A 22232-nucleotide genomic window follows, 5' to 3' on the forward strand; every position below is an offset into this window, starting at 1 on the left:
ACCCTTGGCGGACAAGAAGGCGTGTGTGCCCTTGCTGCTGAGGATATCCCTGACCTATGACCACATTATATCTGACCGTTTCTTTTTCTACAATTGACATTGTAAATAAAAAAGACGGCTTTTTATATACAAGCCGTCCAGTCTTTCAAAAAATGATTCAATTATGAAATAGTAGTTTCAAATATATTTTAATTTTATTTCATTTCAGTCCCATATCATACTTACTCGATATTATACTTCTTCATCTTCCTCCAAAGAGTGGCCTTGCTGATTTTCAGGCTTTTTGCAGTGCGTTCCCTGTTTCCGCTGCATTTTGCCAATGCGGTCCGGATCTGTCTCTCCTCCTCGCTCTGCACAGGTTTTATAAGACCTGCCGGCCGATCTTCCTTTTCATACTCACCGGGAGGGGAGATTTCTTTCGGGGGATACAACTCTTCCAACATGGCACGCACCAGGATCTCGTCAATGCTTCTTTTTCCAGCGGTGAGCACCAGACGGTTCATGTAGGAATCCAGCTGGATCCTGTTGCCGGGCCAGCCATATTCCTTCAGGCACTGGCGTGCCCCCTTTGTCAGCACGTGATATCTGGAATATTGGTCGCAGGACTCTTTTAAAAGGTCTTCGATCAGCTGTTCCAGATCCTCGGGGCGCTCCCTGAGAGGGGGCACCTGAAGTTTAAGTCCAGACAGCAGATAGAACAGGTCCCTTCTGAACCTGCCTTCCTCCACCATCTCCCAAAGCCTGGTATAAGGCAGGGTGCTGGATGCCATGATGCGGATGTGAAAATGCACCGTTCCCGCAACGTCCCTGCTGCTCCCTGTTTTGTAGCGGATCAGCTGGTACAGCCCATACTGGCTGGACAGGGAGAGATGTTCCACATCTTCCATGTAAATGGTTCCCTCATTGGCCAGAAACACCGCTCCCTTATCACCAAAGATCATATCATGCTGCTCTTCCCCGGAAAGGCCGTTGCAGGTGAGGGAAAAAAACGCCCCGTCATTATACAGGCCGGCATTGTGCATACTCTCTGCCATGAGGCGCAGTTCGCTTCCGGTCTCCCCCAGGATCAGCACCGGCTGCTGGGATTGGGAGTAAAGCCTTGCCAGATGGATACAGTCCTGCATGGGCCTGGAGTTCTGGACCAGGGATGAAAAGCTGCCCCTGGCGATCAGACCGTGATGCTTCAAATGGTTTCCGTCCGCGTGATCCCGCTCTTTTACCGGTCTCTGGCGCTTTACCTTGTGACAGGTAAGGATGGCGCCTTCCACCTCATCCCCCACCCTGACAGGTGCAAGGATGGCAAACACAGGGGTGCCGTTAGCCTGCATAAAGGAGGAATAGCTTTCATCCCGCCCTTCCAGCACCCGGACCAGTTTTCCCTGGTCGATATCCTGGAATACCTGCTCCATCCTCCGGCCTATGATCTGCTCGCCCTCGGGTCCCAGGATATCCCTCATCACAGGATTGACCGTGGTAATGACACCATTCCTGTCCATGTTTACCACACCGTTAAAGGAATAATCCAAAAGCGCTTCGATCTGGGCATTGCTCCTCTTTTCAGCGCCCATGGCAAAGTCCATGCTTTCCGCCATGGCAAATGCCATGCGCAGGGAATCCTCGGTCATGGAAAGAAACAGGGAGGGAAAACCGGCTTCCTTTGCCGTGGCCACAGCCACATCCCCGCCGATCATCAGGTCGGCGCCTTCCTCCATGGCCAGCTTGGCCTGTTCTTCCAGTCCAGCCCCGTTGGATGCAAAGTAAGTGCGCAGCTTGATGTCATAGATGGTCTCAAAATACGTCATATCACAGAACATATTCTTCACACCTACCACGGCAATGATCGGTTTTGTCTTACCCACGATCTGCTTTGCCTTGACCACCAAAAGGGCCATCTCCTGGGCGGTTGCCACGATCTCCACCACAGGGATATCCGTGTACTGCTTGATAATGGAAGCCTGGAGTCCCCTGGCAATGATGATGGTAGCCCCGGCAGCAATGGCGCTTCTGGCCTCCACCACTGCGTTCTCTGTCTGGATCATCCGCATGTCACTGATGGCGTATTTCTTTTCCTGCAGGATATTGTGGGCCTGGTAAAGCATTTCCTCCCTGGGCACCAGAAGAACGATTTTCCCCATAAGTCCTCCTCTACTGCTTCTCCAGTCTTGTCTTCATAAACTCCAGTCCGGCCAGGATCAGGCCGCCCAGAAGGAAGAACAGGATCCTGAACGTGTCAAGACCCATGGGATCCCTGGGCACGTCCAAGGTTGTGGGTCCCATGGTAATGGCATAAAGTGAGCCTATCATCAGGCCTATGATGGTATAGATGGCCTGGGAGCGGTAGCGCTCAAGGCACAGCTTGATCAGTTTAATGATCCCCACAATGCCTGTGATGACACCCAGACCAAACACCGCCAGAATGGGCACGTAATTTAGGTTCATATGAAGAAATTCTTTTACAGCCCCTATGATGGGTACATAGATACCAAAAATCAGAAGCAGTGTGGAACCGGAAATTCCCGGAAGCACCATGGCGGTGATGGCCACCATGGCGGTGATGAACACATAGACGACCAGTCCCAGGGACAGATGTTCCACTGAAACATTGATCCCCTGCCCGCCGGCGGGGTTAAAATACGAAATGCAGAATACCAAAGCCATCCCTGCAAAGGTAAAGATCAGATTGCCGTATCTTCCCTTCATGGAATGCCTTTCCTCCCTGATGACCATGGGGATCGCAAACAGGGTCAGTCCCATAAAGACGGAACTGATTTCATAAATATAATCCTGAAACAGGCCTGAAAGTACCAGGACGGACAGGCAAAAACCCAGAATCCACCCGATGCCCAACTTAAAAAGGAAGATAAATGCCTGTTTTCGCCTGGCATTATCCTTTCCCATCAGATCATTAAGCGAATTGATAAACTCATCATAAAACCCAAGCAAAAAGGCAATGGTTCCCCCAGATACCCCCGGAACGCTGTCCGCCATGGCCATGCAGAACCCTCTGATACCGTTTAAAAGCACATGTATTTCCTCCTGTCGATTTCTTTCAACAATTATACATGAATTATGGGGAAATTCAAGTAAAATATAAAGTCATCTTATTTCTTTTTCAGCTTTTATGTGGTATCATAGTGCTAATTTATGCTGGAAACCAACACTAAAAATGTAACCCTGATTATGTAACGCAAAGAATGTAATGCAAAGAATGTAATGCTGAGAATGCAAGGAGGTAACATCATGTATGAGCTGATCCAGGCGGGACCCAGAAGCTTCTATATTAATTGTCCTGCTAAAATAGGTGTTTTTAAAATAGACGATACTCAGGTCTGTCTCATTGACAGCGGAAATGACAAGGATGCCGGCCGAAAGGTCCGCCAGATTCTGGAACGGGAGGGCTGGCAGCTTCACGCCATCATCAACACCCATTCCAATGCAGACCACATTGGAGGCAACCGGTATCTCCAGCAGCAGACAGGCTGCAAGGTGTATGCAAAAGGTGTGGAGGCTGCCTTTACCGCTTACCCGGAACTGGAACCAGCATTTCTTTACGGAGGTTATCCCTTTGCGGATCTGCGCCACAAATTTCTTATGGCCCCAAGCAGCCAGGTGAGCGACATGGATTCCCTGTATGAAGACGAGGCCCTGAGAGAACTGGAGATCATTCCTCTTCCGGGCCATTTTTTCCAGATGGTGGGGGTGCGCATCCCTGATGGCACCCTATTCCTGGCTGACTGCCTGAGCAGCCGCGCTACCCTGGACAAATACAAGGTATCGTTTATATATGATGTGGCTTCCTATCTGGAGACCCTTGACAAAGTCATGACCATGGAGGCCGCCCTTTTTGTTCCCGCCCATGCGGAGGCGACCGACAGCATCCGCAGTCTGGCCGAGTACAATAAACAGTGCGTCCATGAAATCGCGGCCAAATTGCTGGAGCTGTGCGCTGCCCCGCAGACCTTTGAGTCGGTTTTAAAAGCTGTTTTTGATTACTACGGCCTGACCATGAACTTCCAGCAGCATGTGCTGGTAGGCTCCACCATACGCTCCTACCTGGCCTGGCTGAAGGATACGGGGCTCCTGCAGGCATACGTACAGGACAACAGGATCATCTGGTCCGTGTGATCTGAGCGGTCTAATCTGAACGGTCTAATCTAAGCGGTCTGGATGTGTGATCACCGGACCTCTTATTCACCCTGCAGTGCGTCAAATCCCTGCTCGCCGGTACGCACCTTGATCACATTTTCCACATCATATACAAACAGTTTTCCATCTCCGATATTTCCTGTGTACAGGACTTTTTTTGCCGTGGCGATCACGTCCTCCACCGGAACCCTGCTCACCACTACTTCCAGTTTGATCTTGGGAAGAAGGGCCACTTCCTCTATCTTTATGCCTCTGTAGTAATTGGCATGGCCCTTCTGGGTGCCGCAGCCCATGACCTGGGTAATGGTCATGCCGGTCACTCCCAGCTGGGAAAGGGCATCCTTGAGGGCCACAAATCTGGCCTGGTTAAATACCATGACTATTTTTGTCAGCTTGGCTGTTGTGGAAGCCGGTTTGGATTCGGGGAAATGTTCCACGGTAACGGATTTTTCCATGGAGATCCCTTGGGAAGGCTCTGATTCCTGTGTTTTGCCCATGAATACCATGGGCATAAAATCCGCATAGGAACTGGTCAGGTTGTGTTCGGTAGCATCCAGCCCCTTAGTCTCCTCTTCCCAGCTGGCCCGAAGACCGATGGTGTGCTTTAAGACATTAAAGGTGACGAACATGGTTACGGTAACCCATGCAATGACAGCGATCACGCCGATGAACTGGATCATCAGAAATCCTGCGCCGCCGCCATATACCAGGCCGCCCTCGGCAGCAAATACCCCGGTAAGCAGAGTTCCCGCAGCACCACACATTCCATGGACCCCAATGGCCCCCACAGGATCATCGATCTTACACACCTTGTCAATGAACTCAATGCCGAATACCACAACAAAAGCGGCGATCAGGCCAATGAAAAAGGCTCCCACAGGGGTTACAAGGTCACATCCGGCCGTAATGGCAACCAGGCCTGCCAGGGAACCGTTCAATGTCATGGAAATATCCGGTTTTTTGTAGCGGATCCAGGTAATGACCATGGTGGCTACCGTGGCCGTGGCCGCTGCCAGGTTGGTGGTTACAAAGATATTGCCCGCTGAATACACGGCAGCATCGCTGTCCATGGCAACCGTGGAACAGCCGTTAAAGCCAAACCAGCAGAACCAGAGAATGAACACTCCCAGGGCTCCAAGTGTAAGGCTGTGGCCCAGGATCGCCTTTGGATTCCCGTCCTTGTCATATTTCCCGATACGGGGCCCCAGGATCTTTGCCCCTATGAGGGCAGCTACTCCGCCGCACATGTGGACCGCAGTGGAACCTGCAAAATCGTGGAATCCCATCTGGGCCAGCCAGCCGCCGCCCCAGATCCAATGGCCGGATACAGGATATACCACTGCGCTGATCACTGCGCTGTAGATACAGTAGGAAATAAATTTTGTCCTCTCTGCCATGGCTCCCGACACAATGGTTGCAGCCGTTGCGCAGAAAACAGTCTGGAAGATCAGAAAGGCGGGAAGGGGCACCCCTGAAGGAAGGACCGCGCTGTAGTCGCCTCTTACCAGCGGATCCAATCCTCCCACCAGTGCGCCTGTGCCCCCAAACATGATGCCAAAGCCTGTAAGCCAGAACAGCGGGGTACCGATGGCAAAGTCCATCAGGTTTTTCATGATGATGTTTCCTGCATTTTTAGCCCTTGTGAACCCGGTCTCTACCATTGCAAAACCTGCCTGCATAAAAAACACCAGAGCTGCGCCTAGCAGGACCCAGATAGTATTAACTGCTGAATAATCCATAATACGTTCCTCCTTGAGGTTTGTTTTTGATGGGGATGACGGTGCCGGATGGCACTGGAACAACAAAAGGGTGTATTGCCGCCGGTACCTGGCGATTGCAATACACCCCATTGTGCACACTGTTGCTTACGTAAGAACAGAAAAAGCGCCGGTTATAAGCACCAGCGCTTTTCTTTATGTGCCTTATTATAGTGTGCTGACTTTTAAAAGTCAACCACCAATTAAGTTTTCGTTAATAAATTATAAAAAAAGAATAAAACACCAATTATTTTCAGCAAAATGTTAAAGGTCAGATTTTTATCGCAGACTGGCGGCCTTCCAGCGCCCGGCCTGGGCCTCAAACTGTTGGTTTACCCAGTCCACTCCTTGGGCCAGACCGTCCGCATTAAAGTCAAACAGGACCTTCTCCTTTTCACTGTCCGGGGTAGCGTCATATCCATATGGCTCCGGCCATACGGTAACACCCAGTTTAGGCTTTTCTTCCCCTTCCGCCTCCACCTTTTCCATTTGGAAACGCATTCCCTTGTGGCTTCCAGTGAATTTTTCCTTTTTCAGGAAATTAATAGGCATGAAATCTTTTAATTCCAACATGACGGCACCTGCTTATTTTTCGTTTTCACTTAACTCGGCCAGTGTTACGGCCAGACCTGCGATGGCGGTATCCTCCACCTCGCCGGATGTATAAAGGGTATATTTGGTACTGCCCCATTCCCAGGAAGCCAGGCGGCCGCCGCTTTCCGTGGTCTTGACCTGAACCTCGGTCTCCTGTCCGTTGCTTCCTGCTGTCTCTGTGAGCACACCCTCTTTAAAACGTTCAAAAATGCCTGCGAAATCCTGGGCTGTGTCGGAGGCCCGGTAGGTGTACTCAGTGCCGTCAAAGGTGAACTGCACATCCGCCACTTCTCCATTGATGATATAATAGGAAGGGGACTCTGCTTCCTTTGGCAGCACCATGTGAACGCCTATGGCCTCAAAGTCCAGGACACTGTCCGCCTCCTTCATGGGGTTAGGCATGCCCTGGGATTCCGTCTGTGTGGCCGCAGTGGTCTGGGCCGCGGTGGTCTGGGCAGGCGGAGCGGGTTCCTTGGCACATCCGCCCAGCACAGAGGCGGCTGTTACAGCAAAAACCAGCAATGAGTTCCTTAAGATTTTTCCATAATGATCCATATATATTCTCCCTTTTCCAATCTGCCATACGTTATTCCATCACTCCTCAGGCCTGAGGCCAACGGTCTGGCAATATTCCTGCAGGGTCCTGTGGAGCTGTCCCTCGGACGTCTCATCACACAGCACCACGATCTTATCTCCCGCCAAAAGCATGGTATCCCCCCTTGGCACAAACTCGGCATCCCCCCGCATCAGGGACACCACCAGACAGGTCCTTGGCCAGGCAATGGCGGATACCTTTTTGCCTTCGGCAGCGCTTCCATGGAAGATCATCCCCTCCACCAGGACCTTTTCACCGGTCAGAGTGGCTTGTTTGTCCGGATTCTGCTTTCGCAGCAGTCTGTGGAGCAGCTGGTCATAAACAGGTGCGCAGTGGAGCATATCGGGCACCAGGTAAGCGGCCAGGGATACCATGGACAGTGTGAGCAGGTGAGAAAAAGAGCCTGCCATCTCGCTGATCAGGATAATTCCTGTTATGGGCGCCCTGACAATGGCTGAAAAGTATCCCGCCATGCCAAGAATGATAAAATTCACCAGAAGTCCTGACAGAGAAGGGCTCATATGCTCCGCTACACGGTAATAAATACTTCCGATAATAGCCCCCAGCACAAGCAGGGGAAGAAAAATGCCGCCCGGAGCGCCTGAGCCAAAGCTGACCATGGAAAAGCAGAACTTGACCACCAAAAGCAGGCACAGGGATCCCAACACCATATCCCCGGCAGACAACTCCTCCACCAGGGCGTGGCCTCCGCCCAGGACTCCCCTGTATAAAAAGCCGAACACTCCGGCCAGCATAAAGGGGATCAGGATCTTTACAAGGCGCCAGGGGATCCTCTCATACAGGTCCTGGGTCTTGGAAAGTGTGGTGTTGTAGACAACCCCCATTGCTCCGATTATAACTCCCAAAAACAGCACATGCCCGTAAGTGGATAAGGGCATCATGTGGGTAATGGTAAATGTAAAAACAGGTTTCAGTCCAAACACATTTCTGGAAACAAAGTCCGATGTGATGGAGGCCGCCATGGAGGATAGGAGAAGCTCCGGTGAAAAATGCTTATGTACCTCCTCCAGGGAAAACAGGATACCCGCGATGGGAGCGTTAAAGGCAGCCGACAATCCGGCGCTGGCACCGCATGTGATCAGCAGCTTTTCCTCAGTCTTAACACGCTTAGTGACCCTTGAAAAACCTTTGGCCGCCATGGCGCCCAACTGGATGCTGGGACCTTCACGGCCCAGGGAAAGGCCGCATCCCAGTGACAGGATGCCGCCCCCCAGCTTGGCTAACAGCACCCGCCACCAGCATTCATCGATCTCACCCATGATCTCGCCCTCGATCTGCGGGATGCCGCTTCCGGAGATCAGGGATTCCCATTTGAGAAGCCATGCCACAATAAAGGCCGCCGCTGCCAAGATCAGGAACCACACAGGTATGAACCATGGATGGCTCTGACCAAAATCCAAAATGGAATGCAGCAATGTGTCCGCGTATCCGATCAAATACCGGAACGCCACCACCACGGCGCCTGCAATGGCCCCCACTATCACTCCTTCTAATATTAACTCATAGCGAAAACTCCGGTAACGGTTAATCGTATGAGTAACCGTATGTTCTTCCGGCCGCATCATATATACCCCCCTGTTTCAAATCACTTTGAAAGCCCTTTCTTACACTTTCCATTACATCTCGCTGTAGGTTCCCTTGAATTTAACAAGCTTCGGACGGTAGCCCGCACCTGTGAGCGCCGCCACGATCTGATTCTTGTGGTCTGTTCCAAATGCCTCCATGGTGATGCGGAGCTCCACGGCAGCGTTGCGGTTGATGCTGATAAACTGGTTGTGCTCCAGCTTGATGATGTTGCCCTGTTCCTTTGCCAAAAGGGATGATACCCTGGCAAGTTCACCCGGCTTATCAGGAAGAAGTACGGAAACCGTGAACACGCGGTCCCTCTGGATCAGTCCGTGCTGCACAATAGAGGACATGGTGATCACGTCCATATTGCCGCCGCTTAAGATGGAAACGATCTTCTTTTTCTGTACATTCAGATGCTTTAATGCGGCAACGGTGAGAAGACCGGAGTTCTCCACGATCATTTTGTGGTTCTCCACCATGTCCAGGAATGAAACGATCAGCTCGCTGTCCTCAATGGTGATGATATCATCCACATTCTGCTGGATATAGGGGAAAAGCTTTTCTCCCGGTCTCTTGACCGCGGTGCCGTCCGCAATGGTGTTCACTTCGGGAAGGGTGGTCACCTGTCCCTGGCGCAGGGATTCCTGCATACAGTTGGCGCCCGCCGGCTCCACGCCGATCACCTTGATCTTGGGATTAAGAAGCTTTGCCAGGGTGGAAACGCCTGTACACAGTCCGCCTCCGCCAACGGGAACCAATATGTAATCCACGGTGGGCAGTTCCTTTATGATCTCCATGGCAATGGTGCCCTGTCCTGTTGCCACGGCCAGATCGTCAAATGGATGTACAAAGGTATATCCGTGTTCCTCCGCCAGCTTATAGGCATAATCACATGCTTCATCGAACACATCGCCCTCCAGCACCACCTCGGCGCCATATCCCTTGGTGCGGTTTACCTTCATCAGGGGCGTGGTGGTGGGCATAACAACGGTGGCCTTCACACCGGCCAGCTTGGCTGCATAGGCAACGCCCTGGGCATGGTTGCCCGCTGATGCGGTGATCAGGCCTTTGGATTTTTCCTCATCACTAAGGGTGCTGATCTTATAGTAAGCGCCTCTCACCTTGTAAGCGCCGGTATACTGCATGTTCTCCGGTTTAAAATACACCTTGTTGCCGGTCTGGGCAGAGAAATACTCGCTGTATACAAGCTTTGTCTCCGTGGTCACTTCTTTTACAAGATCAGAAGCTTCTTCAAAACACTCTAATGTCAATTCTTCCATAATTGGGTCCTTCTTTCCATCGTTTGTCTTCTACTATATCACGTTACAGTGCTGAATTCAAGAATTCCTTTGTACATTGAAAAGTGCATTGACAAAATCATCCGCATTAAATTTCTGCAGATCATCAATCTGCTCACCAATGCCAATATATTTGACGGGAAGCCCTAATTCAGACTGGATGGCCACCGCGATACCGCCCTTGGCCGTGCCGTCCAGCTTGGTGAGGATGATCCCCGTAATATCGGCAACCTCCATAAACTGGCGCGCCTGGGCCAGTGCATTCTGGCCCGTGGTGCCGTCCAGCACCACCAGGGTCTCCCTGTAGGCATCGGCGTATTCTTTGTCAATAATACGGTTGATCTTTTTAAGCTCCTCCATCAGGTTCTTCTTATTATGGAGCCGGCCGGCCGTGTCACAGATCAGCACATCCGCCTTCCTGGACTTGGCGGCAGCCACGGCGTCATAGATCACAGCCGCCGGGTCGGAGCCTTCCTGCTGTGCGATAATATCCACTCCCGCCCTGCCGGCCCATTCCGTCAGCTGTTCAATGGCAGCGGCGCGGAATGTATCCGCCGCTGCCAGTATCACCTTGTGGCCGGAATCCTTAAGCTGTCCCGCCAGCTTGCCCACGGACGTGGTCTTGCCCACGCCGTTGACCCCGATGACAAGGACCACGGACTTTTTGTGTTCAAACTCATAGGCATTCTCACCCAGGTCCATCTGTGCCTTGATGCTGCTCACCAGCAGTTCCTTGCACTCCTCCGGCTCCTTGATGTGCTGCTCCTTGACCTTGGCCCTCAGATCCTCCACAATGGACATGGTGGTCTGGATCCCCAGATCGCCCATGATCAGTGTCTCCTCTATCTCCTCGTAGAAATCATCATCAATGGCGGAAAACCCACTGAAGATGGAATCAATGCCGGATACGATGTTGTTGCGGGTCTTGGCAAGCCCTTCTACCAGACGACCGAAAAATCCCTTCTTTCCCTCAGACATAAACCTTCACTCCTTAATTGTCATTTACATTTATCAATAATCATATCACAGTTCCTGTTATTTATCCAGGTCATCCTCTATCAGGTTAACGGAAACCAGGGTGGATACGCCCTTTTCCTGCATGGTGATACCGTACAGGCGGTCCGCCGCCACCATGGTTCCCCTTCTGTGGGTAATGACGATAAACTGGGTGTTCTTGATCAGCTTGTGTAGGTATCCCGCAAAACGGTCCACGTTGGAATCGTCCAGGGCTGCCTCGATCTCATCCAGCAGGCAGAAGGGGGAGGGCTTCAGGTTCTGGATGGCAAAGAGCAGGGAAATGGCTGTCAGCGCCTTCTCGCCGCCGGACAGCTGCATCATATTCTGAAGCTTCTTGCCCGGAGGCTGGGCGATGATCTGGATTCCCGCTTCCAGGATATCTTCATCCTCCATCAGTTCCAGTGTACCCCGGCCGCCTCCGAACAATTCCTTGAACACCTTGTCGAATTCCGCGCGGATCTGGGAAAACTTTTCTTCAAACTGGCGTCTCATACCAGTGTCCAGTTCCTCGATGATCTTTTCCAGCTCCGCCTGGGCCTGGGTCAGGTCATCATACTGGGTTTTCAGGAATTCATACCGCTCAGATACTTCCTTATAGTCCTCAATGGCGTTCACATTGATGTTGCCCAGTCCCCTGATCCTGGATTTCAGCTCATCGATCCGCTTTTTCACCTCTGAGGAGGATTGGTATTCCTCCTTTTTTAACTCCAGGGCTGTGGAATAGGTCATCTCATATTCGGTCCACATATAGGATGTGGAATGCTCCAGCTTTTCTTCCAGCTTTTCCTGCTGTGCCTGGATACGGAACATGTCCTTGTCCAGGTCGGCCAGACGGCCGGTCAGTTCCTCCCGCCTGGCAAAAAAAGCTTTCTGCCCTTTGGTCATTGTCTCCCTGCGGGCAGCCCGCTCCGCGATGATTGCTTCCAGCTCCCTCATCCGCGTATCGCCGTCCGCGATCAGCGCCTTCAGGCGTTCAATTTCCTGCTGCTTGCCCAGGATGACCTGCTGTGCGTTACCGGTGCCGGCTTCCAGGAACTTAAATTCTTCCTCCAGTTTCCGGATCTCACCGGCCACACGGTTTGTATTTTCTTTTATAAAGTCCTGCTTCTGGACCAGGTTGGCAGTTTCCATCTGGACAGCGGACAGGGCCGCGGCAGCCACCTCCCGCTCTTTGCGGGCATTTTCCAGGAGCGTGGTCTTTTCCTCGATCTCCTGGTTGGCCTGGGTGTTCTTGGACTCCAGTCCTTTGGTGTCCTCCTCCAGGGCCGTCCGGCTCTGGTTGATCTCCTTTACCTGTTCCTCAAGCTGTCCGTGTTCCCTTACAAGGTCGCTGGAGGAATCCGCGATCTCAGCCTTCTTGTCCTCCAGCTGGGAAATATTCATGCGGATGGTATTCTCTTTGATGGCAAGGGACTGGATCTCTGCTTTTAACTGCTCCAGCTCCGCCTTTTTCTCCTGGGCCAGGCTCTCCTTCAGAGCCAGTTCATTCTGGATCTTCTCAATCTGGACCAGCGCCTTGCCGCAGGCCTCCTCCAGTTCTTCGATCTCCCTGCGCCGTCCCAGCAGATTGCTGCTGTTTTTAAAGGCGCCGCCTGTCATGGAACCGCCGGCGCTGAGAAGTTCGCCCTCCAGGGTCACAATGCGCAGGCTGTATCTGTATTTCCTTGCCAGGGCAATGGCGTTGTCAATGGTATCCACCACCACCACCCGCCCCAAAAGATATCCGGCCAGGCCTTCGTACTGTTTGGCCGCCTGCACCAGGGTGTTTGCCAGACCCAGCACGCCTTTTTCCTTTAGGGCCGCCGGCTGTGGGAAATGCTGGTTTCCATTAATGCTGGTGAGAGGCAGGAATGTGGCCCTGCCGTACTTATTCTTTTTCAGATATTCGATCAGCTGTTTGGCAGTTGCCTCGGAGTCTGTTACAATATTCTGTATGCTCCCTCCCAGGGCTGTCTCAATGGCTGTCTCATATTTTTGTTCCGTGGAAATAATATCCGCCACAACGCCGTGGATCCCATGGACCCGGTCCCTCACTTCCATGACACGGCGGATGCTGTTGCCGTATCCATCGTAGCGCTCAGCCAGGTTCTTCAGGGATTCCAGCTTGGTGTAAGCCATGTGGTATTCCTGCTGGGTATCGTTTTGGTTGCGTGTGAGACGCCTGACCTCTCCCTCGGCCTCTGTCATGGCATCTTCTGTTTCCTGGGCCAGGAACTGCTTGTTCTCCATCAGTTCCCGCACCTGGTCCAGGGCTGTCTGTTCCTTATGGATGAGTTCATCCTGAACAGACTCATCACTTTTATACTTAAGCAGTTTCTGCGTTACCTCGCTGCGCCGCAGATTTACCTGCTCCAGCATGGTCTCATAACGCTGCTGCCTGGCGGTAAGGGATGCCTTTTCATTGAGGGACTGGATCACCGCAGCCTTGGCTGCTTCTATGGAATCATCCAGTGTGCGGATCAGCTCGTCCTGGCGGTCCAGCTGCCCCTGGGCCATGTTCTGGCGCTCCCTGGCATCCGATACTTGTGCATCCATGAGGGAGTATTCTTCCTCATAGGAGGACAGCTGTCCTTTTTTAACTTCCAGTTCACCGGTGATGACGGTCCTCCGGCTGGAGAGATGTTCTTCGTTCATCTCCTCCGTATGTATCTGTTCGTTCAGGACATTGATCTGGCCTTCCAGGCTTCCCCGTGAAACCGTCTCACGGTTTAAGGTTTCCCTGTCCGCCGTGATCTGGGTCTCCAGGCCGGTCAGGTCCTGCTCCAGCTTTTCATACTCTGTTTTCAGGCGTTCTGATTCTTTTCTGGTATCATCCATGTCGCCGGATAACAGGCTGCAGTTTTTTTCCACCTCCTGCAGCTGCCGGCCGATCGCCTCCGTGTCCATAAGGAACAGGTTGGCATCGCAGATCTTCAGTTCGTCCTTTAACTGCAGGTATTCCCTGGCAGCCCTGGACTGTCGTTCCAAAGGCCCCACCTGTTTTTCCAGTTCCGACAGGATATCGCTGACACGCACCAGATTTGCCTGTTCATCCTCCAGCTTTTTCTGGGCAATGGCTTTTCTCCGTTTGAATTTAACGATTCCGGCCGCCTCGTCAAATAGTTCGCGCCGTTCTTCCGGCTTTCCGCTTAATATCTTATCGATCTGACCCTGCCCGATAATGGAGTATCCCTCCTTACCGATACCGGTGTCGTAGAACAGTTCATTGATATCCTTCAGCCTGCAGGAGCTTCCGTTGATCATGTACTCGCTCTCGCCGGAGCGGTACAGACGGCGGGACACAGTGACCTCATCATAGTCAATGGTCAGCTGATGGTCGCTGTTGTCCAGTGTAATGGCAACATAGGCAAAGCCCTGGGGCTTTCTCATCTCGGTGCCGGCAAAGATCACATCCTGCATGCTGGCGCCTCTGAGCTGTTTGATTCTCTGCTCTCCCAGGACCCAGCGCACCGCATCGGCCACATTGCTTTTGCCGCTGCCGTTTGGTCCTACGATTCCGGTAATGCCGTTGTGGAATTCAAACAGTAATTTGTTGGCAAAGGATTTAAAACCCTGAATTTCAATACTCTTTAGATACATGCTTCACCTGCTTATTTTCTGTGTCGGCGGGTTTCAGGCATCCCCTTGTTATACGTCTTCCGCCTTCAGCTTCAGGATGCCGTTGTATGCTGCCACCTGTTCCGCGGCCTTTTTGGTGCGTCCCACGCCGCGCCCGATCTCCTCGCTTCCGATTTTGGCGCAGACTTCAAAGGACTTGTTGTGGTCCGGTCCATCTTCCCTGAGAATTTCGTAGGACAGGGCGGCCGCCTGGCGGCTCTGGACCATTTCCTGTAAGATAGTCTTGCTATCATAAAAGAGCTGCTTGTGTTCAATATCGTTGAGGATAAAACGATGTATGAACTCTTTTGCATTAGCAAAACCACCGTCCAGATAGATTGCGCCTATAAGTGCCTCCATGGCATCGCTTACCACGGAATTGCGGCAGCGTCCTCCGGTGGCGTCCTCCCCCTTGCCCAAGAGCAGGTAGTCCCCCAGACGGATATCCCCCGCACAGTAAGCCAGGGTTGGTTCGCAGACAATGCTGGCCCGTATTTTAGTCAGATCACCTTCCGGCAGTGATTCGTATTTGTGGTAAAGAAAATCACTGGTGACGATCTCCAGGACAGCGTCTCCCAGAAACTCCAGGCGTTCATTGCAGCGATTGTGGTCCAGGCGGTGCTCATTGGCATAAGAACTGTGTGTCAGGGCCTGGGAAAACAGGTTTGGATTTTTAAACTGGTAAGAAATCCTTTCTTCTAATTCTTTCAAATGGCCGTTCATATATATCCTTCTTTCTATTAGTGACCTGCCTAAAACGCACAAAAAGGGCTGTGCTCACAGCCCCTGTGCCATCATTAATTTAATGCGTTCTTAATCTGCTCTACTGCGTCTCCCACAGTCACAATCTGTTCTGCAGCTTCATTTGGAATCTCAATATCAAACTCCTCTTCAATTCCCATAATGATCTGGAAAATGTCCAGCGAGTCTGCACCCAGGTCATCTACGAACGTAGCTGCCATTGTCACTTCCTCCGGTTCAATGTTCAACACTTCTGCGATAATTCCCTGTAATTTCTCAAATTCCATCTCTTAGCTCCTCTTTCTTACAATCTTGTTTTTACGTTCGTCCTTCGGACTTATTCTGTGCCTTTTGCTCCTAAGGATTCCCGGATCTTTTCATTGATCTCCTGCTCCTTGAACGTGACACATTGAATAATGGAATTACGCACTTCCGTGCGCTTGGAGTTGCCATGGGTCTTAACCACCAGGCCATTCAGGCCAAGAAGCGGTGCCCCTCCGTATTGGCTGCCGTCAAAGGCCTTCAGTGTCTGCTTCAGCGCCGGTTTCACAAGTAGTGCTCCTATCTTGCTTCTTAAGGTGGACATCATCCCTCCCTTAACCATGCTGATCAGAGTGGCCCCGACACCCTCATAAAGCTTTAAAATGACATTGCCCACAAATGCTTCGCAGACAATGACATCCGCTGCGCCATGGGGAATTTCCCTGGCTTCAATGCTTCCGATGAAATTGATTCCCTCACATTCCTTTAACAATGGAAATGTTTCCTTCACCAGCGCATTGCCCTTTTCTTCCTCCGCACCGATATTGACGATTGCGACTCTTGGATTCCGGATCCCCATCACATGCTCCATATAGATGGAGCCCATCTGGGCAAACTGCACCAGATGAGATGCACGGGCATCCACGTTAGCTCCGCAGTCGATCAAAAGTGATACGCCTTTTTCTGTTGGAATAAGCGGCGCTAAAGGCGGTCGTTCCACGCCCTTGATACGCCCCACGATTACCTGTCCACCCACCAGGATGGCCCCTGAACTTCCTGCAGAAACAAAGGCATCAGCCTCCCCCTTTTTCACAAGGTTCATACCTACCACTATAGAAGAGTCCTTCTTCTTTCTAATAGCGTTAACCGGCGGCTCCTCGGTCGCGATCACCTCTGTGGCGTTCACCACCTGGATCTGGTCCTTGTTGTAAGTGTATCTGCCTAATTCCGAAGCAACTGTCTGCTCCTGGCCAACAAGCAATACCCGGATCCCCGGCTTCGCATTCACAGCTTCCACTGCTCCTGCCACCATCTCGCCCGGCGCAAAGTCTCCGCCCATGGCATCTACCGCTACTTTAATCATACTGACTCTCCTTTCGGTCCTGCATACAACTTATAATATACTAGATATCATTCTATAAATCAATATGTTTTTTATCCTGTTTTTTGAAATGCGGGGGGAGTAAAAATATGGTTCCCCTCCCGTACCAAAACCATGCGGATCCGGCTCTTTCAGAAGGAGCCAAGACAGGGAACAGGCATCAGTTCCTCCATGTTGTCACCTCCTTAAGAGGTCTCCTGGGCCTGGGAGCCGGGGTCTCGTCCCCATACCCGATGGAAAGCGCGGCAGCCAGTTCCCCCTCTGCATTCATCCATTCCTTTAGTTCCCTGTACGCAAAAAAGATATCGCAGATCCACAGGCTTCCCAGGCCCAGTTTTGCTGCCTCCAGCGTCATGTTTTCAATGGCGGCTCCGATAGACTGGTAGTTGCAGATCTCATAGATCCGTTCTTCCGGGGGCAGTGGTGCGGACAGGCCAAGTCCCAGGGTGTTGACAATCAGTATGGTGGCAGGCGCCTGTTCCATTATAAACCACCGTTACCTGTTCGGCAATCCAAAGGTTATTAAGGTTACTATTGCAATCCCTTCCCCTTATATTATAGAATAAAGCCAGGAGGACGGCCTTTAAGAAGACCGGATAGAGGAATGGAAACAAGCGCGATTCAGGACTTATGCAAAACCGGACTTTTTGCCGGGATATCCCACCGGGACGCTGAGCATCTGCTGTCCTGCCTGGATACACAGGTGTGGAAATATACCGCGGCAGCTACCGTGATCGAGGAGGGCAGCTGTGTGAGGCGCTTTGGTGTGCTTCTCAACGGGCAGGGACGTTCCTACCGGACAGATCCCTCAGGCCGCACCATAACCATTACCCTGCTCCGTGAGGGCAGCGAAATAGGCGTGCTTCTGGCCGCCAGCCGGGAGTGCAAAAGCCCGGTTTCAGTGGAGGTATCGGAGGGTTCCTCCATTCTTTTCATATCCTACACCAGCCTGACTGGCAGCTGCTGCAAAAACTGTCCCTGCCACAAACAGCTGCTGCAGAATTTTATGGGCATAGTGGCGCAAAAAGGGCTGGTGCTCCATGAACGGATCGACTGTCTGCTCAAACCCACGGCCAGGGAAAAGATCCTCACCTATCTCAACTGTATATCCAGGGAAAAGGAAAGCAGCTCCTTTACTATTCCAATGGATCGCAGCGCCATGGCTGAATACCTGAACATTGACCGCAGCGCTCTGTCCAGGGAACTGTCCAGGATGAAGGCGGATGGCATCCTGGATTATTACAAAAACCAGTTCCGGCTCATGAAATCTCAATAACCCGCTGGGCCCAGCCGCGGTAAAAGGATTCCTCATGGGAAACAAGGAGGACGGTTCCCGGAAATTGGGACAGGGATTTTTTCAGGGCATCCTTGGCCTGGATATCCAGATGGTTGGTGGGCTCATCCATGATCATCAGATTACAGGGTATAAGTGTCAGGATACACAGCTTCACCTTTGTCTGCTCCCCTCCGCTTAAGGTGCCGATGGGCTGCAATGCCTGTTTAGCGGAAATGCCGCAGTAAGCAAGATGTTGTCTTACCTCCCTCACTGTCATATCCGGAAAAAGATCCGATATGACCTGAATGGGCGTCATGGTCTGGTCCGTCCAGACAAGCTCCTGTTCAAAGTAGGCCGCAGTTACCTGGGCAGACAGACGGACCCTTCCGCCCAGAGCGGGGATCTGCCCCATGATCGTTTTCAGAAGGGTGGATTTCCCAACTCCGTTAAATCCGGTGATGACTGCCTTTTGCCCGCCTTTGACGGAAAAACTGATATCCTCTAATACCGGCTCCTGATACCCCACGGTGAGATGTCCCACGGTGAGATGCTCCGTGTCTGTAAACGGAAGGCAGACAAAAGGAAAGGCGGGCTTGATCTCCCTGTTTTCCAACGCGTCCATGCGTTCTAAGCGGTCCAGCTGCTTTTGCCTCCCCCTGGCCATCCTTGCATTCCGCCCCGCAATATTCTTCCGGATAAATTCCTCGGTCTTTTTGATCTCCTTTTGCTGGGCTGCATACTGGCGCTGGTAATCATCTCTCAGCCGTGTTTTCTTTTGAACAAACTCAGAATAGGTGCCATGGTATTTGGTTATTGTATCATTGTCAATATCACAGATACGGTTGGACGTCACTTCCAGAAAATGATCGTCATGGGATACCAGCAAAAAGGCGTTCTCAATTCCGGTCAGATATTCCCCCAGCCATGTAACCTGCTCCTGATCCAGAAAGTTTGTTGGTTCATCTAAAAGAAGTACATCCGGCCGCTCTAATATGAGCTTGGCCAGGATCACCTTTGCCCTCTGCCCTCCGCTCATATGGCTGACCAGACGGTCTAATCCCATGCCGGTCAGGCCAAGGCCTGACGCAACCTGCCTGATCCGGGTCTCCACGGAATAAAAATCACATTGCTCCAGATATTCCTGGTAACGGGCGGCCCGGACCAGCATTCCATCTTCCCCTTTTGCCGCTCCCTCATAGAGCCGGTTCATTTTTTCTTCCGTCTTATACAGATGTGAAAAGGCGGAACGCAGGAATTCCTTAACGGTCAGGTATTCTTCCAGCTCTGCATACTGGTCCAGATATCCCACCGTGATCCCGGGCTGTCGTACAATACGGCCCTGGTCCGGGATGACCTGCTCCGTGCATATTTTTATCAGTGTGCTTTTCCCGGTTCCGTTCTGACCCACGATCCCTATGTGCTCTCCTTTGTTCAGTGTAAACTCCGCATTCCGGTACAGCACGTGATCGCCGTAGGAATGGGATAACCCGGTAATAGTTAATAAACTCATAATCGTATATCCTCACTTTTTCTGATTTCTTTAAACAACAAAAGGCCACGGACAAAACATTGTCCATAGCCTTTGACTGCTTAAAATCCCGGGAAATGTGCATGAACCGAATACGCCCTGTAAAAAACAGGACGGTATGACGTTACGGTTATCCGCTTCATTTCCCGGTGAAATCTTAAAGCGTGGTTCTATACGCTATACTCTGCACAATGTTTCACCGGTATGGATTGTACAGAGTTGAGTTTCTTTTTAAACTGGTCCGACAAATAAAAGCTCATGATGATTCTCCTTTTACAAATGCAGCCCCATATTATCACACAGCTGCGGGTATGTCAAGCCTCCACTATAACACCAGGCTTGAAACTTATGTTACAATCAAAGCAGAAGGTAATACTTATATTACGATCAAATTATGTTGCGGTCAAAGCAGGAGGTATCAAATTGGGACGAACATATTCCACATCGGAGATTGCCGGGATCATAGGGATCCATCCAAACACCGTGCGTTTGTATGAGGAGCTGCATCTGATCACTCCCCCGAAGCGAAAGGATAACGGCTACAGGGTCTTTACAGAACTGCAGGTAGACCAGTTTATCAATGCGCGCCTTGCCTTTCAGGTGGAGATCCTTCAAAACGGACTGCGAAGCCTGGCCGTTGATGTGATCAGGGCGGCTGCGGATCAGGATTTCACCCGGGCTATCCGGCTGGTCAACCAGTATATGGCCCGGGTAGAGACTGAGATGGCCGGGGCCGAGGAAGCGATCAGGATCACAAAGGCCCTTCTGTCCGGAATGGATGAGGAGGACGGGGATCTGCAGCTTACCAGGAACCAGGCGGCTGATTATCTGGGAATTACCATTGACACGCTGCGCAATTGGGAAATGAACGGACTGATGAAAATAAAACGCAGACAAAACGGTTACCGCGTTTACCGGGACGCGGATATCAAACGGCTGAAGATCATACGGGCCCTGCGCTGCGCCAATTATTCCCTGGCGTCCATCTTGAGAATGCTCCGGGCCGTATCTCTTGACCCGGATGCGGATCTACGGACAGCCATCGACACCCCGGATGATGAGATCATCACGGCTTGTGACAGCCTGCTCTCCTCCCTTTCCCATGCCGGAAAGAATGCCGCCCTTATCCATAAACGGCTGTGCTGCATGAAGGAAAAATATTCATAAAAAATTAATAACCCTCCACTTTCACACCAGTCTTTTGACTGGTGTTATCCTTTAGTGGAAAAGGAGGTAATTATCATGAACGCAGTGATTCAGGTAAGGGGACTGAGCAAGTCCTATCATGGCCGTCCGGCAATTTGCGGTTTAACCTTTGAGGTGCAACGAGGGGAAGTCTTTGGGCTTCTGGGCGCTAACGGAGCGGGCAAAAGCACATCCATAGAGTGTATCCTGGGGACCAGGCAGGCGGACAGCGGCACCGCGTCCGTTCTGGGTATGGATCCCATATCCGGGCGCAGGCAGCTGTTCCAAAAAGCAGGGGTGCAGTTCCAGGAATCCAGCTATCCGGATAAAATACGGGTGGGCGAGCTCTGTGAGGAAACCATGTCCCTTTACAGGGAACCGGAGGATTATAAAAAGCTGCTGCGCCAATTCGGACTGGAGGAAAAATCTCACAGTCCGGTCAGCGATCTGTCCGGCGGACAGAGACAGCGCCTGTTTATTGTATTAGCTCTGATCCCCGGACCGGAAGTGATGTTCCTGGACGAGCTGACCACCGGGCTTGATGTAAAGGCCAGAAGGGAGGTATGGAGGTATCTGGAGCATCTTAAAAAGGAAGGCATGACGATCCTTCTCACCTCCCACTTCATGGATGAGGTAAATGCCCTGTGCGACCGGGTCGCCATATTAAAAAGAGGCAGGACCGTCTTTTGCGGTACGGTACAGGAGGCTGTGGATGCCAGCCCATATTGTACACTGGAGGAAGCATATCTGTGGTTTACAGAGGAGGAAGAAAATGAGAACATTTAAGACAATGCTTAAGATCGAATCCAGGCTCTCTGTCCGGGGAATGGACATGGTGATCTTTGCCCTGTGCATGCCGGTGGTCATGGTTTTTATCCTGGGTATCATATTCGGGGACAGGCCCGCATACCAGGGAGCGCCCTATACATTTTTAGAACAGTCCTTTGGAGCGCTTTCCACCATTGCAGTCTGCGCAGGCGGTGTCATGGGTCTGCCCCTTCTGGTGTCTGATTACAGGCAGAAACACATCCTGAAACGTTTTCAGGTAACACCTGTAAGCCCGGCCATGATATTGGCCGTGCATGTCACCATCTATGCAGCCTATTCCCTTGTGTCCCTGGTACTGGTCTACGCAAGCGCAGCCCTTTTGTTCGGTTACCGCATGCAGGGCTCTCCGGCAGCCTTCCTTTTGTGCTATATTCTGGTTATGCTGTCCATGTTCAGCATAGGCATGATGGTGGGAGGCATTGCGCCTGATATGAAATCAGCCAGTGTGGCGGCATCTGTCCTGTATTTCCCAATGCTGATCTTTTCCGGGGCCACCCTGCCCTATGAGGTGATGCCTGAGCCCATGCAAAAGGCAGCCGGCCTGATGCCCCTTACACAGGGGATCAAGCTGCTAAAGGCAGTCTCATTGGATCAGGAGCCGGTTACCGTCTGGATTCCCATGGCTGTCATCACGGGCGTGTTCCTTCTTTGCAGCTGTATCAGCCTTCGCTTCTTCAGGTGGGAATAGTTTTATTCAGGAAAGGAGATCCGTCATGC

19 protein-coding genes are annotated in these 22232 nt (G+C 51.7%); 5 read left to right on the top strand and 14 right to left on the bottom strand.

Features of this window, described 5'->3' with window-relative positions:
- Positions 1–221 precede the first annotated feature (221 nt).
- On the bottom strand, positions 222–2135 hold the full coding sequence (locus tag CLFS41_RS10260) for a sigma-54-dependent Fis family transcriptional regulator (protein WP_045092215.1): 1914 nt from the start codon (positions 2133–2135) through the stop codon (positions 222–224).
- Between the two features lie 10 nt (positions 2136–2145).
- Positions 2146–2994: a DUF368 domain-containing protein gene (locus tag CLFS41_RS10265; RefSeq protein ID WP_040416846.1), complete on the bottom strand. Its 849-nt coding sequence runs from the start codon at positions 2992–2994 to the stop codon at positions 2146–2148.
- A 246-nt stretch (positions 2995–3240) separates the two neighbouring features.
- On the opposite strand from CLFS41_RS10265, the gene CLFS41_RS10270 reads away from it, so the two are divergent.
- Complete coding sequence (locus tag CLFS41_RS10270) at positions 3241–4125, top strand: MBL fold metallo-hydrolase (RefSeq protein ID WP_007865033.1); 885 nt, start codon at positions 3241–3243, stop codon at positions 4123–4125.
- A 62-nt stretch (positions 4126–4187) separates the two neighbouring features.
- On the opposite strand, the gene CLFS41_RS10275 is transcribed toward CLFS41_RS10270, so the two are convergent.
- The 11 genes from CLFS41_RS10275 to CLFS41_RS10325 form a co-directional block, all read right to left on the bottom strand.
- A complete protein-coding gene (locus tag CLFS41_RS10275; RefSeq protein WP_347468108.1) occupies positions 4188–5888 on the bottom strand; it encodes an ammonium transporter in 1701 nt (566 codons plus the stop codon).
- A 294-nt stretch (positions 5889–6182) separates the two neighbouring features.
- Positions 6183–6476 carry a hypothetical protein gene (locus CLFS41_RS10280; RefSeq protein WP_007865039.1) on the bottom strand — a complete coding sequence of 98 codons (294 nt, stop codon included), beginning with the start codon at positions 6474–6476 and terminating at the stop codon, positions 6183–6185.
- Positions 6477–6488: 12 nt separating this feature from the next.
- Positions 6489–7052, bottom strand: coding sequence for a hypothetical protein (locus tag CLFS41_RS10285; protein ID WP_045092217.1), 564 nt, complete (start codon positions 7050–7052; stop codon positions 6489–6491).
- Between the two features lie 39 nt (positions 7053–7091).
- Complete coding sequence (locus tag CLFS41_RS10290; protein WP_007865046.1) at positions 7092–8678, bottom strand: ClC family H(+)/Cl(-) exchange transporter; 1587 nt, start codon at positions 8676–8678, stop codon at positions 7092–7094.
- A 51-nt stretch (positions 8679–8729) separates the two neighbouring features.
- The gene (gene ilvA / locus CLFS41_RS10295) at positions 8730–9962 is read right to left on the bottom strand and encodes a threonine ammonia-lyase (protein WP_007865049.1); all 1233 of its coding nucleotides are present in this window, start codon (positions 9960–9962) and stop codon (positions 8730–8732) included.
- A 57-nt stretch (positions 9963–10019) separates the two neighbouring features.
- Positions 10020–10958 carry a signal recognition particle-docking protein FtsY gene (gene ftsY / locus CLFS41_RS10300; RefSeq protein ID WP_007865050.1) on the bottom strand — a complete coding sequence of 313 codons (939 nt, stop codon included), beginning with the start codon at positions 10956–10958 and terminating at the stop codon, positions 10020–10022.
- 57 nt (positions 10959–11015) lie between these two features.
- Positions 11016–14576, bottom strand: a complete 3561-nt coding sequence (gene smc / locus CLFS41_RS10305) for a chromosome segregation protein SMC (RefSeq protein WP_045092218.1) — start codon at positions 14574–14576, stop codon at positions 11016–11018.
- A gap of 48 nt (positions 14577–14624) precedes the next feature.
- Positions 14625–15317, bottom strand: coding sequence for a ribonuclease III (gene rnc, locus CLFS41_RS10310; protein ID WP_007865052.1), 693 nt, complete (start codon positions 15315–15317; stop codon positions 14625–14627).
- Positions 15318–15391: 74 nt separating this feature from the next.
- Positions 15392–15622, bottom strand: a complete 231-nt coding sequence (gene acpP, locus CLFS41_RS10315; protein ID WP_002564308.1) for an acyl carrier protein — start codon at positions 15620–15622, stop codon at positions 15392–15394.
- A 50-nt stretch (positions 15623–15672) separates the two neighbouring features.
- Positions 15673–16680: a phosphate acyltransferase PlsX gene (gene plsX, locus CLFS41_RS10320; protein ID WP_007865063.1), complete on the bottom strand. Its 1008-nt coding sequence runs from the start codon at positions 16678–16680 to the stop codon at positions 15673–15675.
- A gap of 178 nt (positions 16681–16858) precedes the next feature.
- Entirely contained in the window at positions 16859–17182 is a 324-nt protein-coding gene (locus tag CLFS41_RS10325; RefSeq protein ID WP_052665696.1) for a nitroreductase family protein, read from the bottom strand.
- 120 nt (positions 17183–17302) lie between these two features.
- On the opposite strand from CLFS41_RS10325, the gene CLFS41_RS10330 reads away from it, so the two are divergent.
- The gene (locus CLFS41_RS10330) at positions 17303–17974 is read left to right on the top strand and encodes a Crp/Fnr family transcriptional regulator (RefSeq protein ID WP_007865078.1); all 672 of its coding nucleotides are present in this window, start codon (positions 17303–17305) and stop codon (positions 17972–17974) included.
- Here CLFS41_RS10330 and CLFS41_RS10335 read toward each other — a convergent pair.
- The gene (locus CLFS41_RS10335) at positions 17958–19484 is read right to left on the bottom strand and encodes an ABC-F family ATP-binding cassette domain-containing protein (RefSeq protein WP_045092219.1); all 1527 of its coding nucleotides are present in this window, start codon (positions 19482–19484) and stop codon (positions 17958–17960) included. The genes CLFS41_RS10330 and CLFS41_RS10335 overlap by 17 nt on opposite strands.
- 441 nt (positions 19485–19925) lie before the next feature.
- On the opposite strand from CLFS41_RS10335, the gene CLFS41_RS10340 reads away from it, so the two are divergent.
- The 3 genes from CLFS41_RS10340 to CLFS41_RS10350 all read left to right on the top strand — a co-directional run bounded on the left by CLFS41_RS10340 (position 19926) and on the right by CLFS41_RS10350 (position 22203).
- Positions 19926–20669 carry a MerR family transcriptional regulator gene (locus CLFS41_RS10340; protein WP_045092220.1) on the top strand — a complete coding sequence of 248 codons (744 nt, stop codon included), beginning with the start codon at positions 19926–19928 and terminating at the stop codon, positions 20667–20669.
- Between the two features lie 75 nt (positions 20670–20744).
- Complete coding sequence (locus CLFS41_RS10345; RefSeq protein WP_045092221.1) at positions 20745–21473, top strand: ABC transporter ATP-binding protein; 729 nt, start codon at positions 20745–20747, stop codon at positions 21471–21473.
- Positions 21460–22203 (top strand): ABC transporter permease, encoded by a 744-nt coding sequence (locus CLFS41_RS10350; RefSeq protein WP_007865088.1) that lies wholly within the window; start codon positions 21460–21462, stop codon positions 22201–22203. The genes CLFS41_RS10345 and CLFS41_RS10350 overlap by 14 nt, the downstream gene beginning before the upstream one ends.
- The last annotated feature ends 29 nt before the right edge of the window (positions 22204–22232 follow it).

This window comes from Clostridium sp. FS41, from assembly GCF_000954015.1.
GTDB lineage: Bacteria > Bacillota > Clostridia > Lachnospirales > Lachnospiraceae > Enterocloster > Enterocloster citroniae.